This is a genomic window from Enterococcus sp. AZ194 (assembly GCF_051713825.1).
Classification (GTDB): domain Bacteria; phylum Bacillota; class Bacilli; order Lactobacillales; family Enterococcaceae; genus Enterococcus_K.
In genome coordinates this window covers 3,934,302-3,952,444 of the sequence record NZ_JBIOQR010000001.1, presented here as the reverse complement: position 1 = coordinate 3,952,444, position 18,143 = coordinate 3,934,302, and the positions used below count along the sequence as shown (strand labels likewise).

Sequence of the window (18,143 nt, the reverse complement as noted above, 5' to 3'; positions counted from 1 at the left end):
TAAGAGTTTTTTTGCGTTAGTTTTTAAGATTTATACCGTTATTTATTATAGCGTTGTTTACTGAAAAAGTCTAGTACACATGGGGAGTTTATCTAGAAGTTGATGCATTCTAATTTGTTAAGGAGGTGGCCCAAAATTAGTAAGGATCTTGGGATGGTTAGCGTAAATTACATAGGGAGACAGGTTTGATAATTATTAATAAACTGAATTGATGGTGAAGAAGCTTTTCAAATAAAAGTGACATACTGATACATAATGAGGCGCTTATCGTCAATAGAAGATTGAGAAATAAATTCGAGATGCTTTTTGGACTAGATATAGGGAAGAAAGCCATATAAAAAGGAAATGAATGAGCGTTATTTACTCACTCATTCGTCGTTCTTCAAAAAATAAATAATGTTATTGTTTGTCTGAGATTAGGTTAAATTTTAAGGGAGCTTGAATTTTTAACGGGGAACGATCTTGTAGCTGAAATACACAGGCAGATAGACAGGTCTAAGGAGAAGAAAGTTTGTAAATGCTAAACAGAAAAATGAAGACAGCCATCTATTGATGAGCGGTTTTAGAGGAGAAGATTACGAAAATAGATGACTTATTTCCTATTATATAGTCATTTTTTTATGTAGGAATATATGAGATATTTTTCTGATAGCGATAGGAGGAAAATAAATGGACAGATTGAGAAAAGTCCTGACGGTTATTGGTTTAATAGGAATATTGGCAAATATATTCCCAGTCACTGCTTTTGCTGTGACAAACAACGAAAACGGGATTCAGTTTAATGACGTAAAGCTTGTTACGAATGAAGGAAACGAAATTACTGAAACAAACACCGTGAAAAAAGATGAGGAGATCAACCTACAGATTGACTGGGCGCTTGTAACAGCTAACAAGGTGAGTCAAAATGTAACCATCACCAAACAATTACCGACCAACCTAGTCATTCCTGATCAATCAGGAACGTTAACTGGTGAGGTTGGTACCTATACAGTTAAAAATAATCAGTTGAACTTTATGCTTTCTGGTTATACAGAGGAAACAACAGAGGCTACAGATGAAGTCTTAGGCGAAAAAGTTCCTCAGATAAAGGATTACAGTGGAACCATTACGTTCACTGCACGAACGATTAACGCAGAGAATGTGACGGAAGAAATCGTTCAGTTTGAAGATCAAGTGACACGCACACTGTTTTATGAAAAACAGATGGCGCATTCAGGGACATTAGCTACGTCTGAAACAGAGACAAAGGAGACGTCTGAAAAAGGTAAAGAAGCAACAAAACAAGGAATTGCCCCTTTTTCAACGGACTTATCTTCAACCGTTTCTATCGATGGCTTGAGAGTGTATAAAAGACCGATTGGACAAGATACATGGACCCTTGTTCCTGAAGGTGGCTCAATCATGATGGGGGATGCAGTGAAGTTTGAAGTAGAGTGGTCCATCCCTAACTTAACCGCTCAAGCAGGCGATACGTTAAAAATTCCGTTATCGCCAAGTAACTTTGGTTGGAAAAACACCAATCCTCAAGATTTGATTACCGAGGGGATTGTGATTGGTACATGGCACATTCAAGACAATCATTTTGTGGTTGTTTTCAATGATAAGATTGAATCAAAAGATTTACTAAAAAATGGGACGGTTGAAGCCATTGGAGGCGCCAATAAGGTCGGAGATAATTCATCTATCGTAATCAACAATTCAGATATAATGCATGTTGATATCGTTCCCGCGCCTGTAGTTGAAATTCCTGATAAGCCATGGCCAGTTGGTTCAGATGCTATGAAAACAGGGAATGTTTCAGGTGGCAATCTGAATCAAATGGGTTGGTCAGCGGATTTAAACTTCCAATCGATGAGAGAATATTATGAAACAGGAAATTTCCCAGTCAAAAATAATTTTTTATTCATCGACGAACTGTCAGAGGGGACCAAGTTTGCAGAGGGGTCATTGTCTCTAACTTCTAGTATCAAAGCGATGTTTGATAATCAAGATGGCACATTTACCATGGGACAAATTCAAGTAGGAACAGGAGTCCCGATTACCCATCCAGGATTCTCGAAGCTTGAACAAAACCCGGGCGAATCAAAAGCAGATTTTAAAACTAGAGTTGCCGGTTCGCCACAGCTAACTTATGGGGTCTATAAAGATACGAACAGCATAGAAACAGTCATAGTTAATTTTGGCTCCATCCCGTCAGCATCTAGTCAAATTAAATACAAAAAAGATGTGGCAATGACTGGAATTGATAAACTGTACAATGAGGGCAAATTAACCGTGGCTGGTCGCCAACGATTGCTTGACTTTTTAGAAGATATTGATTATCAAGCACCGGCCTTTCGTTTGTTGTTCCGTGTCGATGTAACAGGTGGAACGAACCTTTATAAAAATAAGGCGAGTATCGAATGGGACAGTGGTTCAACGACCTCTAATGAAGCAGGTGTTAAATATGAAGATGTAAACGCGGGGGTTCAAACAGGTGAAAAAGGCAGTATCCGCGTTCTTAAAAAAGATGATTTGGGCGAAGTCCTTTCAGGAATTGAGTTTAAGCTACAGGTCAAAGATGGTTCAGGCAACTTTGTCGATTACACACCGATCGATGGAGGTGAAGCGATTCGTACAACGGATGCGTCTGGATTACTGGAATACAAAAAATTAGATCCAGGGACTTACCGTTTGGTTGAGCTAGTTGATTTTACAGATCCAGAGAGTGAATATTATGGAGCGACCATCAAAATCACCAAACCAGATGGCAGTACAACAACCACAGATGAGTTTGAAATTAAAGCTTCTGACTCAAAAGGATTTGTCGCAAATGTTGTCAATACACGACAGCTCCAAAAGAAAGTCACCAAGGTTTGGAATGATGGCAATAACCAAGATGGACTTCGTCCAACCAGTGTACAGGTTCAATTGTATGCCGATGGTGTCGCAAAAGGTTCACCTATTACACTAAATGAAGGCAACAATTGGTCGCATATATGGAAAGAGCTACCTGCAGCAAATCAGGGAACGGCGATTCAGTATACGATTCAAGAAGTTGGAACGGTGACGGGGTATACGACAGTTGTTGATGACACAGATCCGACTGATGTGACGGTTACCAATAGCCATGCACCAGAGAAAATTGAAGTAAGTGGTTCGAAAACGTGGGAAGATGCCAACAACCAAGATGGGCTTCGCCCAGCAAGTATCACGGTGAACCTATTGGCAGATGGCGTGAAGGTAGACAGCAAGACGGTTACGGCAGCAGATAATTGGGCCTATACATTTACGAATTTAGATAAGTTCATAAGTGGTCAAGAGATTGTTTATACGATTTCTGAGGAAGCTGTGACGGACTACACAACTACATATGACGGCTTTGATATCACCAATAGCTACACGCCAGGTGAAACAGGTCTGACAGTAACCAAAGCATGGGATGACGCGAACAATCAAGATGGTCTTCGTCCAACGAATATCCAAGTTCAATTATATGCAGATGGTGTGGCAAAAGGGACAGCAATTACCTTAAACCAAGGAAATAATTGGACGTACACATGGACAGGCTTACCTGAAAAATCTTCTGGTCAAACGATTGCCTATACGGTTCAAGAGGTAGGGAGTGTTACAGGATACACGAGGACGATTGACGACAGTGATCCAGGTAATGTGGTGATTACGAATAGTCATACACCAGAAGAAATTGAAGTAAGTGGGACAAAAACGTGGGATGATGCAAATAATCAAGATGGGCTTCGTCCGGCAAGTATTACAGTGAATTTATTTGCAGATGGTATAAAGATTGATAGTAAAGTAGTGAGCTCGGCCGATAGTTGGGCGTATGCCTTTTCTAATTTACCAAAATTTGCAAATGGTCAAGCGATTATTTACACCATTAGTGAAGAAGCCGTGACCGATTACACAACAACCTACAACGGGTTTGATATTACAAATAGTTATACTCCAGGTCAAACGGGACTAACTGTAACTAAAGCATGGGATGATGCCAATAACCAAGATGGTCTTCGGCCAACAAGTATTCAAGTTCAATTGTATGCAGATGGTGTGGCAAAAGGGACACCTGTTACTTTGAATACTGGTAATAACTGGAGTCAGACATGGACAGGCTTGGATGAGAAAAAAGCGGGTCAAACGATTGTTTATACTGTAAAAGAAATCGGTACTGTCACAGGGTATACGACAGTTACTGATGAAACGGATCCAGCGAATATTGTCATTACTAATACACATAAACCAGAAGAGGTTGACGTAAAGGGGTCAAAAACGTGGGATGATGCGAATAATCAAGATGGCATTCGACCAGCCAATATTATTGTAAACCTATATGCAGATGGTGTGAAAATAGATAGTCAAGTCGTAACCGCAGCAGATAGCTGGGAGTATACATTTACAAATCTACCAAAATTTGCGAATGGTCAAGAGATTGTCTACACGATCAGTGAAGATTCTGTGGCGGATTATACGACCACCTATAATGGTTTTGACATTACGAACAGTTATACGCCTAGTGAAACAGGGGTGACTGTAACCAAAGTCTGGGACGATGCAGACGACCAAGACGGTATTCGTCCAGGCAGTATTCAAGTTCAGTTGTATGCAGATGGACTAGGGAATGGTGTCCCAATAACTCTTAATGCGGGTAACAACTGGAGCTACACCTGGACAGGTCTTCCTGAAAAGTCTGCCGGTCAAACGATTGCTTATACGGTTCAAGAGGTTGGAAGTGTTACGGGATACATCACATCAATGGATGACACCGATTCGGAAAATGTAATTATTACGAATATACACAAACCTGAAGAAATAGATATCGCCGGTTCAAAAACATGGGATGATGCGAATAATCAAGATGGTCTTCGGCCAACCAGTATTACTGTGAATCTGTTGGCTGATGGTGTGAAAATCGATAGTCGTGTAGTGACTGTAGCAGATAGCTGGGATTATGCTTTCAATAATTTACCCAAATATGCCAATGGTCAAGAAATTGTCTACACGATTACAGAAGATGAGGTAACTGATTACACAACTACCTATAATGGTTTTAATGTAACAAACAGTTATACACCAGGTAAAACGAGTATCTCTGTAAGAAAATCCTGGGATGATGCAAATAATCAAGATGGTCTTCGCCCGGCAAGTATAGATGTTCAATTGTATGCTGATGGCGTAGCAAATGGCACACCAGTTACCTTAAACGCTGGTAATAACTGGGGGCATACGTGGACGGACTTAGATGAGAAAAAAGCAGGTCAAACCATTGCCTACACGGTTCAAGAAGTGGGAAGTGTGACTGGCTATACAACGGCAGTTGATGAAAGTGATCCAGCCAATGTATTGATTACCAATAGCCATACGCCAGAACAAACGGAAGTCAAAGGAACAAAAACGTGGGATGACGCCAACAATCAAGATGGCATTCGTCCAACGAGCATTGTTGTTAATCTCTATGCAGATGGCGTAAAAATCGCTAGCCAAGTGGTAACAGCCGCAGACAACTGGGCCTATACATTTACGAACCTAGATAAGTATGCATTAGGTCAAGAAATTGTTTACACGATTACAGAAGATGCCGTGACTAATTATACGACAACCTACAACAGCTTTGATATTACGAATAGCTATACACCAGGAAAGACAGGGGTGACTGTAACCAAAGTCTGGGCTGATGCCAACAACCAAGATGGTCTTCGCCCAACAAGTATTCAAGCACAATTGTATGCAGATGGTGTGTCACAAGGCGCGCCGGTTACATTGAATGCCGGAAATAACTGGGGTTATACGTGGACGGACTTAGATGAAAAACAATCAGGTCAAACGATTGTCTACACGGTTCAAGAAGTTGGAACGGTGAACGGTTATATGACAGTTGTTGATGCCAATAATCCAGGTAATGTAGTGATTACCAATACACATACGCCAGAAGAAATGGAGATCACCGGTTCGAAAACATGGAATGATGCCAACGATCAAGATGGTCTTCGTCCAACAAGTATCACGGTGAATTTATTGGCAGATGGGACAAAAATTGATAGTCAAGTGATTACCGCAGCGGAAGGCTGGGCGTATCAATTTGTTCATTTACCAAAATTTGTGAATGGACAAGAGATTGTCTATACGATTACCGAAGAGACTGTTCCAAATTACACCACGACGTATAACGGGTTTGATATTACCAATAGTTATACGCCAGGCCAAACCGGAATTTCTGTCACGAAAACATGGAATGATGCGAATAATCAGGATGGTCTTCGTCCAGCCAGTATTGAAGTTCAATTATATGCAGATGGTCTAGTAAAAGGTGCACCAGTTACGTTGACTGAAGGCAATAACTGGAGCTATACATGGACAGGCTTGGATGAACGATCTTCTGGACAAACGATTGCTTATACTGTTCAAGAAGTGGGCAGCGTATCAGAGTATACAACAGTGGCGGATGATAGTGATCCAGCTAATGTAGTGATTACCAATAGTCATATACCAGAACAAACAGAAGTAAATGGAACGAAAACGTGGAATGACGCGAACAACCAAGATGGATTACGTCCAGCAAGTATCACAGTGAATTTATTGGCAGATGGCGTGAAGGTCGCTAGTCAAGTGGTGACAGCCACAGACAATTGGACATATACGTTTACGAATTTAGATAAATTTGCGAATGGACAAGAAATTGTCTACACGATTTCTGAAGAAGCAGTCACCAATTATACGACGACATATAACGATTTTGACATTACAAATAGCTATACACCAGGCAAAACAGGCATTTCTGTAACCAAAGTCTGGGATGATGCCAATAATCAAGACGGTCTTCGTCCAACGAGCATCGATGTTCAATTATATGCAGACGGTCTGGCACAAGGTGCACCAGTTACTTTGAATACTGGTAATAATTGGGGTCATACATGGACGGACTTAGATGAGAAAAAAGCAGGACAAACGATTGTTTACACCGTTCAAGAGGTGGGTACAATCACAGATTACACTACGACTGTGGATGATAGTGATCCAGCCAATGTGATTATTACTAATAGTCATACGCCAGAAGAGCTAGATATCACAGGCTCGAAAACCTGGGATGATGCGAATGATCAGGATGGCGTTCGTCCAACAAGTATTACTGTAAATCTATGGGCAGATGGTACCAAAATCGATAGTCAAATAATTACGGCTACAGATAGCTGGGATTATGCTTTTAACAATTTACCAAAATTTGCAAACGGTCAAGAAATTGTTTATGCAATTACCGAAGAGGCCGTAACAGACTACACCACAACGTATAATGGCTTTGATATCACGAATAGTTACACACCAGGGAAAACAGGTATTTCTGTAACCAAAGTTTGGGAGGATGGCAACAATCAAGATGGCCTTCGCCCGACAAGTATCCAAGTTCAATTGTATGCAGATGGTGTGGCTAAAGAGGCGCCTGTTACTTTGAATACTGGTAATAACTGGAGTCATACGTGGACAGGTCTTGATGAGAAAAAAGCGGGCCAAACGATTGTTTATACCGTTCAAGAAGTGGGGACTGTGACAGATTATATAACAACTGTCGATGATAGTGACCCAGACAACATAGTGATTACAAATACTCATGTGCCAGAAAAAACCGAAGTATTGGGAAGTAAACAATGGAATGATGCCAATGACCAAGATGGTCTTCGTCCAACAAGCATTACAGTTAATTTATTAGCAGATGGTGTGAAAGTAGATAGTCGAGTAGTGACTGCGGCAGACAATTGGGACTATGCATTTACGAATTTAGATAAATATGCCAATGGTCAAGAAATTGTCTACACGATTACTGAAGAGATGGTCACAAATTACACCACGACGTATAACGGCTTTGATATTACTAATAATTATACGCCAGGGCAAACAAGTATCTCTGTGCTAAAAGTTTGGGAGGATGCCAATGATCAAGATGGCCTTCGCCCGACAAGCATCCAAGTTCAATTGTATGCAGATGGCTTAGCGAAAGGAACGCCAGTTACCTTGTCTACAGGAAATGGCTGGAGTCATACATGGACAGGCTTAGATGAGAAAAAAGCAGGTCAAACGATTGTTTATACTGTTCAAGAAGTAGGCAGTGTGACTGGCTATACAACGGCAGTTGAGGCAAGTGATCCAGCTAATGTGGTGATTACCAATAGTCATATACCAGAACAAATCAAAGTATCAGGAATCAAAACGTGGGAGGATGCCAACGATCAAGATGGTTTACGTCCAGAAAACATTATAGTGAACCTATTGGCGGATGGTGTGAAGGTTGATAGTAAGGTTGTGACAGCCGCAGATAACTGGGAGTATACGTTCAATAACTTGCCAAAATTTGCGAATGGTCAAGAAATTGTCTACACAATCAGTGAAGAGGCTGTGGCGGATTACACGACAACCTACAACGGCTTTGATATTACGAATAGCTATACCCCAGGAAAAACAGGTATTTCTGTAACCAAAGTTTGGGAGGATGGCAACAATCAAGACGGCCTTCGCCCGACAAGTATCCAAGTTCAATTGTATGCAGATGGTGCAGAACAAGGTGCACCCGTTACTTTGAATGCTGGCAACAATTGGCGTCATACATGGACGGACTTAGATGAGAAAAAAGCAGGACAAACGATTATTTACACCGTTCAAGAGGTTGGTACAATCACAGGTTACACTACGACTGTGGATGATAGTGATCCAGCGAATGTGGTGATTACGAATAATCATCTGCCAGAGAAAGTGGATATTGCAGGTTCAAAAACATGGGAGGATGCCAACAATCAAGATGGACTTCGCCCAACAAGTATTACTGTGAACTTATTGGCGGATGGTGTGAAGGTTGATAGCAAAGTGGTTACAGCTACAGACAGCTGGGATTATGCGTTCAATAACTTGCCCAAATTTGCGAATGGTCAAGAAATTGTCTATACAATCAGTGAAGAGGCTGTGGCGGGGTATACGACAACCTACAACGGCTTTGATATTACGAATAGTTATACTCCAGGCAAAACAGGTATTTCTGTAACCAAAGTATGGGCTGATGCCAATAATCAAGAGGGGCTACGTCCAACAAGTATTGCGGTTCAATTGTATGCCGATGGTGCAGAACAAGGTGCGCCCGTTATTTTAAATACTGGCAACAATTGGCGTCATACATGGACTGGTTTAGATGAGAAACAAGCAGGTCAAACGATTGTTTACACCGTTCAAGAAGTAGGCAGTGTGACTGGCTATACGACTGTTGTAAACGATAGTGATCCAGCGAATGTGGTGATTACGAATAATCATCTGCCAGAGAAAGTGGATATTGCAGGTTCAAAAACATGGGAGGATGCCAACAATCAAGATGGACTTCGCCCAACAAGTATTACTGTGAACTTATTGGCGGATGGTGTGAAGGTTGATAGCAAAGTGGTTACAGCTACAGACAGCTGGGATTATGCGTTCAATAACTTGCCAAAATTTGCGAATGGTCAAGAAATTGTCTACACAATCAGTGAAGAGGCTGTGGCGGATTACACGACAACCTACAACGGCTTTGATATTACGAATAGCTATACACCAGGCAAAACAGGCATTTCCGTAACCAAAGTTTGGGAGGATGGCAACAATCAAGACGGTCTTCGTCCAGCAAGTATCCAAGTTCAATTGTATGCAGATGGTGCAGAACAAGGTGCACCCGTTACTTTGAATGCTGGCAACAATTGGCGTCATACATGGACTGGTTTAGATGAGAAACAAGCAGGTCAAACGATTGTTTACACCGTTCAAGAAGTAGGCAGTGTGACTGGCTATACGACTGTTGTAAACGATAGTGATCCAGCGAATGTGGTGATTACGAATAATCATCTGCCAGAGAAAGTGGATATTGCAGGTTCAAAAACATGGGAGGATGCCAACAATCAAGATGGACTTCGCCCAACAAGTATTACTGTGAACTTATTGGCGGATGGTGTGAAGGTTGATAGCAAAGTGGTTACAGCTACAGATAGCTGGGATTATGCGTTCAATAACTTGCCAAAATTTGCGAATGGTCAAGAAATTGTCTATACAATCAGTGAAGAGGCTGTGGCGGGGTATACGACAACCTACAACGGCTTTGATATTACGAATAGTTATACTCCAGGCAAAACAGGTATTTCTGTAACCAAAGTATGGGCTGATGCCAATAATCAAGAGGGGCTACGTCCAACAAGTATTGCGGTTCAATTGTATGCCGATGGTGCAGAACAAGGTGCGCCCGTTATTTTAAATACTGGCAACAATTGGCGTCATACATGGACAGACTTAGCAGAAAGAATCAATGGAGAACTTGTTCACTATACAGTAAAAGAAATCGATGTTGCCGCGGGATACACAGCGACTGTGGATGCAAGTGACCCAGTCAATGTTGTGATTACGAATCACCATACGCCAAAAGTTGACGAGGAATTTATCCAGATTATCGGGCAAAAGACATGGGCAGATGACGAGAATAAAGCAGGGGCTCGTCCAGCAGAGATTACAGTCAATCTGTTGGCGGACGGGGTGAACGTTGCTAGTCGTAAAGTAACAGAAAAAACTAAGTGGACCTATAGCTTCGACAATCTGAAAAAAGTTGATGGGGACGGACGTAAGATTGTTTATACTATCAGCGAAGAGACGGTTGAAAACTATACGCCAACATATAACGGCTTTGACATCACCAATACCTATACACCAGAAACCACTAGTGTCAAGGTCACCAAGGTTTGGGATGACAACAACGATCAAGACAAACTTCGTGCGAAAAGCATTGAAGTCCAATTATTGGCAAACAACCAGCCAATAGGAGAGGTTGTAACCTTGTCTAAAGAAACGAACTGGCAAGCAATGTGGACCGATTTGCCTAAAGAAACAGACGGCAAAGCAATAACTTATTCTGTGAAGGAAATCAGCGAAGTCAAAGGGTATGAGTCAAGTGTGACAAACGAGGATGCCACAAACATCACTGTCACCAACAAACATGTCCCTAAAACACCTGAGGAACCAAAAGCAGAGGAACCGGAAACACCAAAAACGGAGAAGAAAACCAAAGCACCGAAGAGAGCCAAAGAATTACCAAGAACGGGTGCCAAAGAGTCTTACCTATTAAGTTATCTAGGAGCAAGTCTTCTCGCGTTAGTCGTGCTATTAAAAAAAAGAGTAAGTAAAAAAGGGTAAACAACATAGAATAGGTTGCGAGACTTGCTGTTTCTTGGTAAGTCTCGGAGCTTATTTCTATAAACAATTAATAGAAAAATAAGTCCCTATGAGAGGAGAAAAGAATGTTAAAAAAAGTTGGTATCTTCTTAAGCATTTTTATATCAGCGTTATGTTTTTCTGTAACTGGTTATGCAGCAGAGAGCGGTTCTGAATACATACTTGATAAGCAGGAATGGGGGATTGATGGTAATCCTGAACACAATAGTGAAGGAATCACAAATGCAATCAAGTGGGCCTCTGATGAAGGCTATTCGACCATCAAATTTCCATCAGAAGAGATTGCCATCAGTGCAAGTAATACAATTCTGATAAAAGATGTTTCAGATCTTACGATTGATTTAAATGGAGCCACTTTAAGTCTGGCTTCAAACGCATTAGTTCAAAGTACAGCGATTCATATGGAACTTTGTTCAAATATTCGTTTGACAAACGGAACAGTCGCTGGAGATATTGATACTCATGATTATTCCGTACCTTTTCAAGGTGAGCGAAACACGCTGATTTTACTTGAGCGAGGAGCTGTAGATTGTAAAATCGACAATGTAGTCATCAAAGATTCTACAGGCTGGGGAATTACTACCGGAAAAGGAAAAGAACTTCAACCTTCTCGTTCAGGCACTTCTTTAAAGAAGCAAAACCTTGAAAAAGGGGGCATGGATTTAAGTACGGGTGAATTGATTGAAAGTGATACAACAATTAGAACAAAAGAACCATTGAATGTTGCAAATTATGGGACATTGTATAAAAACTACTTCATCCTCGGTTATGACCTTGGTTATATGAATAATCAATTCTTGTCTACGCGAGTTTTTGATGTACTCTTTTATGACGCAGCTGGTAATTTTATCAGCACTGCAGAAAATCAACTCGTTTACAAGAAAACAACTGTTCCAGCAAATGCTTCTGTCGCTCACTTTGTTCTTCATCAACCAGAAGTTCCAACTAGAGGAGATGGAGATTTTAATGGAGCAGTCGCTTTCTTAACCTACTATGAACAGCCAAGTCGACTAACAGTTGAAGATTGTGTATTTGACAATAACAAAAGTCTTGCAATGGCTATTTGTGCAGCGGATACATTAATTGTTCGAAATAACACCTTTAAAAACACAGGACTTTTATCGCCTGGTTATGCGATTGATGTGGAAGACGGCTGGGAATACATGAATGACATTCAAATTATTGGGAATAAATTTGAGGATAATAAGGGCGATTTAGTGGTTGTTGCAGGTGATACAATCGCAATAAAAGACAATGAATTCTCAGGAAATGTCCGAATTTCAGCACGGGCAACTCGTTACTCAGTTGAAGATAATATTTTTTATAAAAACAGTAAGGACGGTGTGTTAGGAGTTGCATTTGAATATCGGACAGATACATTGATTCGTGGGAATACTTATTATGATCGAAATCTCAATGTCATCAAATCAAAAGCAGTGATTCCTAGCATGGGAACGGATCTAGTCTGGGAAAATGAAACGTTTGTTAATAGTGGGATTATGGGGATGAGTACAGGAGTCGAATTAAAGAATGCGACGTTTGACATTGAACCAGGATACACAGCTGACTTGTGGTTAGCAGGAACGATCCGCAATTCGCAATTCAATATTGCTCGTGCAAATATGCGTGGAACACAGATTTATGATTCAACGATGAATATTACGGGACGTCTAAATTGTCAAGCATATGTGAACGCTAGTGAAAATCAAAATGACCGAGATAATGGTTTTTATAATACTCAAATTAACGGAGCAACATTTGGAACAACTGGTGTTAGTGACTCGTTTACATTTAAAAACTGTACTTTAAAAGATGTGAGTCTTAATACTTCTGCTTGGGGGGCAAGGGCCAAGATTTTGATGGATTCCAACAAAATAGAAATGACAGCTGCAGCAAAGAGCCCGTTACTTGATATTAGCCAAGGCCGAATTGCGACGCTTGATTTTCTGAATAATGAAGTCAAAAATGCATCAAATAAAGCAGTTATTTCCTTCTTTGATACAACCTATAGCCCAGGGACTGATGGGGAGATTGTTGTCAAAAATACGACTGTCACTCAAAGTAACCATCCATACATTATTGACGGGAAGAACACGAACGACGGGGTCATTTATTTCACCGGTTATCATCCAGATAAGAATAACATCTTACCTGAGGGTGTGAAGATGCTGAACCCACGCTATGAAGACAATGAGCATTTTGTGATTCGTGATCCGTACACAGAAGAAAGCTCAAGTTCAACAGATGATTCAACGGATTCAACAAGTACAAGCGACTCAACGAGCACAACGGATTCAACGAGCACGACAGATTCAACAAGTACAACGGACTCAACAAGTACAACGGATTCAACGGACTCAACGGATTCGACAAGCACAACAGATTCAACGAGCACAACGGATTCGACAAGTACGACAGATTCAACGGACTCAACGGATTCGACAAGCACAACAGATTCAACGAGCACAACGGATCCGACAAGTACAACAGATTCAACGAGCACAACGGATTCGACAAGCACAACAGATTCAACGAGCACAACGGATTCGACAAGTACGACAGATTCAACGAGCACAACGGATTCGACAAGTACGACGGATTCGACAAGTACGACGGATTCGACAAGCACAACAGATTCAACGAGCACAACGGATTCGACAAGTACGACAGATTCAACAAGTACAACAGATTCAACGAGCACAACGGATTCGACAAGTACGACAGATTCAACGAGCACAACGGATCCGACAAGTACAACAGATTCAACGAGCACAACGGATTCGACAAGTACGACAGATTCAACAAGTACAACAGATTCGACAAGTACGACAGATTCAACGAGCACAACGGATTCAACGAGCACGACAGACTCGACAAGTACAACAGATTCAACGAGCACAACAGACTCAACGAGCACAACGGATTCGACAAGTACAACAGATTCAACGAGCACAACGGATTCGACAAGTACGACAGATTCAACAAGTACAACGGATTCGACAAGTACGACAGATTCAACAAGTACAACAGATTCGACGAGCACAACGGATTCGACAAACACAACGGATTCAACGAGCACGACAGACTCAACAAGTACAACAGATTCAACGAGCACGACAGACTTGACAAGTACAACAGATTCAACGAGCACGACAGACTCAACAAGTACAACAGATTCAACGAGCACGACAGACTCAACAAGTACAACAGATTCAACGAGCACGACAGACTCGACAAGTACAACAGATTCAACGAGCACGACAGATTCGACAAGTACGACAGATTCAACGAGCACAACGGATTCGACAAACACAACGGATTCAACGAGCACGACAGACTCAACAAGTACAACAGATTCAACGAGTACAATAGATTCAACAAGCACGAGCGACTCAACAAGCACAACGGATTCGACGGATTCAACAAGTACGACAGACTCAACAAGTACAAGCGATTCAACGAGCACAAGCGACTCAACAAGTACAACGGATTCAACGAGCACGAGCGATTCAACAAGCACAACCGATGTAACTGGCAAAGGGACAGGAAATGGACCAAACAACAAACCTGGTTCAGGTAATCATGGAACAGATTCTACGTATTTACCTCAAACAGGAGAAGAGAGAAACTATCTTCTGATAATCGTTGGTTTGCTACTTCTTCTTTCTGGTGGTTATGTGTCTTACCGAAAGTTTGTAAAGAATAAGAGCTAGACCTAAGAAATAAACATACGTAGGCCCAGACTAAATAATGGATAAGGTTGTGTCTGCGTGTTTTATAAAAAATAATAAAACCTTTTAGTCTATAAATATGAATCGAAGGGAGAGTGTAGAGAAGATGCAGACAAAAAATCGAGAACGTCAAGTCGTGAATGACTATTTTTTTCATATAACCAGGCCTTAAATCAAGTGTCTGGTGCTAAAGAACTGCGTCAATTAGTTGATTACTACGAAACGTTAAAAAAGGAGTTTTATCAAATTTTAACGGAGTTTCTGACTGAAGATTACTTAGCAGGTATTCACAAAGTATTATTTATTGATGCTAAGCTGCAAATTCTCTTCTTCTTTTGGTTAGAACCAGATTTACATAAGTGTACAGAACAAGAAATTATCCAAATGGCAGAGTCAGATGCAAAACGATTTTACGAAGAGAGTATGGTTTTTCAACCAAAATCGACTTTACCAAAGCCTTTCGTAATAGAAAAAACACAAGTAAAGGAGTAAATGAAAATGAGAGAAACACAATATACAGCTTCAGTTTTATTGGAAGGCGCTTATGAGCTAGCGATTCGACATGGCGTAAGCAATCTTTCAGCTCGAGCGGTGGCGCGCGAAATTGGCATATCTACCCAGCCAATTTACTTAGTTTTCAAAAATATGGAAGGACTCCGAGAAGCAATGACCAATCAAATTTTTCTCAGGGTAAAGAGAATGTGGTTTTCTCAGAACACTTCATTAGACGAGTACATAGAAAATGTTTCAAGATTTATTAGAGATGATAGCTCGGTCTATTTTTCATTAGTGACTGATCGTGGAACCTTTGCTAAAATGCAGAAGTTTCTCTATGAGTTGTTCCTTGAAGGCGTGGCAGAAGATCCATCATTAAACAAAGAAGAAGGGTCGCTCATTTATAGTCATATTGTCGGGACTTTAACGGCATGCTTAGGGATGGAGGATTCACCGACTGAAGAAAAACTAATACATAGAATCTCCGACTATGTTCAGACCAATTATTATCTAGCCTAGTCAACACTTAGTTGCTGTCACACTGTTTTAAACAAGAGCTAGCAAATCAGAAAGAAGCTAACAGTCATCAATGGCTTGTTGGCTTTTTTTGAGTCCTGATTATGTTGGGGAATTTTTTGTCAGCATAAGATCTTCAGGTGTCTCTTTTTCTTAAATTATATATTTTAGTAAAAAAGTCTGGGTTATGTTAGGTGTTAGGAGCAGGAGCCAAAGAGATTTGGTATACTTAGAAAAAAGAGGTGAGTTCTGGATATGGAATGTCAAAAAATCTATCCTTCTGAAGTCGGAAAACTAGTGCCCAAGATACAAGTGAGTCAATTGCGGTGGCCGTTTTATGCAGAACATTCTGTTGCTAGAAAAGAATTTTTGAAGGCAGTCAAAAGAGGTGAAGCTTGGCAGATAAAAACAGGTTCTCAAGGGAAATGTCTCGGCTTTGTGTCCTTTTCTGGGCGAGCGCCAGGAAAGCTTATGACTGTCACGAATGCTTTGTTTTTAGATAATCAAATACAAATTGGCTGGAAAAAGAGTTTACAATATCTTGAGAAGATTGCTAGACAACAATTTTGTTCAGAGATTGGTCTGGATCTTTCTGGTGACGCCGTTTCCCAAGAACTATTAATAGAACAAGGCTATCTACAAACAGATGCCTTGTTTAAGAAAACGCTGGTGTACAAAACGGCACTTGTTCTTGGGGGTGGAGGGGCGCATGGAAGCTATCAGATTGGTGTTTGGCAAGCTTTAAAAGAGCTGAACATTTCCTTTGAACTAGTAACTGGAACCTCTGTAGGGGCGCTGAATGGGGCCTTTGTCCTACAAGATGACTTTGAGGTGGCCAAAGAGATGTGGCAAACCTTGTCGACGGAAGCCGTGATGAGTTTTCCAGCTGCCGCCAATAGTAATCAGACGATGCGCGAGCTTATTTTACAAATTGCTTCTTTAACCACGACAGCGATTCGTAAAGGAGGTGTTTCGACACAACCGTTACGACAATTGCTTGAAAAGAATATCTCCTTGCGTAAAATAGAAGACAGCCCTATTCAATTATTTACGGTGACCACAGAGATGAGTGCGCTAAAAGAGACAGTCGTAGACATTAAACAATCCAATCCTGCTCAACTGGTTGACTGGTTGTTAGCTTCTGCATCTTTTTTTCCTGCGATGAAAGCTATTGAAATAGAAGGTTTATCGTATATGGATGGTGGGTATCGAAATAATTTGCCAATTGATGTGGCGATTCAAAAAGGGGCTACGGATTGTATTGCTGTAGATGTCAAAGGTCCTGGCTTAATAAAACGAGTGCATATCCCGGATGAAACTAATTCAATCCTTCTTCATAGCCCATGGGAATTAGGGACATTTTTGGTCTTTGATGCTCTTCGTTCCACACAGAATCTTCAATTGGGTTATTTGGAGACCATGAAACAATTTGGTCGATTCAAAGGCTATTGGTATACGTTTGAGTCGTCTGAGGACACCGAAGTCATTTGGCGAGATTTTCTGATAAAAATGCAAAAGAATCTTTATTTTGGAGAACAAATTATTGATAATGAGTGGTTAGAAAAAAATAGTTTGCCTAAACTGCGTAAGTTATATAAAGGCCCCGTGACTGTTGAGACCTTGGGCTTGGTGTTTATGGAGCTAGTGGCAAAGGGTTTTCAACTTTTACCAACAAAGGTGTATACTATCAATCAGTTAACAAAAGAATTAAAACAGTCGAGCCAACAAGCCGAAGCGACTGAATTAGGTACGTTATCAGTTCAAGAATGGCTGGACAGGTTTCGAGAAGAGAATTATTTTTACTCAGAAAAAAATCAGTTACTTTATTTGAAAAAACTAGTATTGGATTCTAAGGAAGAGGCGGAAGCCGTAAAACAACAAGAGATTCAAAAGTTGATCCAAAAGAATCCAATTCAAGTATTTATGGTTTTATTTATCGATTATTTAATGGAGGGAAACACATGGTGAAAGAATTTTCATACGAGATTGTTGAAGAAATTGCGGTATTAAGTGAAAATCCAAAGGGCTGGAGAAAAGAATTGAATCTAGTTAGCTGGAATGGTCGACCACCTAAGTTTGATATTAGAGACTGGGCGCCTGAGCATGAAAAGATGGGAAAAGGCGTTACCTTGTCCAATGAAGAGTTTGAAGCATTACAAAAAACGATAAAATCTATGTAAAAGGGGC

General features: G+C 40.7%; 5 protein-coding genes and 1 pseudogene. All 6 read left to right on the top strand.

Annotated elements, in window-relative coordinates; genetic code table 11:
* Nucleotides 1-669: 669 nt before the first annotated feature.
* Entirely contained in the window at nucleotides 670-11,175 is a 10,506-nt protein-coding gene (locus IGI37_RS18350; protein ID WP_438763495.1) for a Cna B-type domain-containing protein, read from the top strand.
* A 104-nt stretch (nucleotides 11,176-11,279) separates the two neighbouring features.
* Nucleotides 11,280-14,927, top strand: a complete 3,648-nt coding sequence (locus tag IGI37_RS18345; protein ID WP_438763494.1) for an LPXTG cell wall anchor domain-containing protein — start codon at nucleotides 11,280-11,282, stop codon at nucleotides 14,925-14,927.
* A 186-nt stretch (nucleotides 14,928-15,113) separates the two neighbouring features.
* Nucleotides 15,114-15,437: pseudogene (locus IGI37_RS18340) on the top strand (DUF7006 family protein); the annotation flags it as partial.
* 6 nt (nucleotides 15,438-15,443) lie between these two features.
* Entirely contained in the window at nucleotides 15,444-15,959 is a 516-nt protein-coding gene (locus IGI37_RS18335; protein ID WP_438763493.1) for a TetR/AcrR family transcriptional regulator, read from the top strand.
* A 252-nt stretch (nucleotides 15,960-16,211) separates the two neighbouring features.
* On the top strand, nucleotides 16,212-17,924 hold the full coding sequence (locus tag IGI37_RS18330) for a patatin-like phospholipase family protein (protein ID WP_438763492.1): 1,713 nt from the start codon (nucleotides 16,212-16,214) through the stop codon (nucleotides 17,922-17,924).
* The gene (locus IGI37_RS18325) at nucleotides 17,918-18,136 is read left to right on the top strand and encodes a YdbC family protein (RefSeq protein WP_438763491.1); all 219 of its coding nucleotides are present in this window, start codon (nucleotides 17,918-17,920) and stop codon (nucleotides 18,134-18,136) included. The genes IGI37_RS18330 and IGI37_RS18325 overlap by 7 nt, the downstream gene beginning before the upstream one ends.
* The last annotated feature ends 7 nt before the right edge of the window (nucleotides 18,137-18,143 follow it).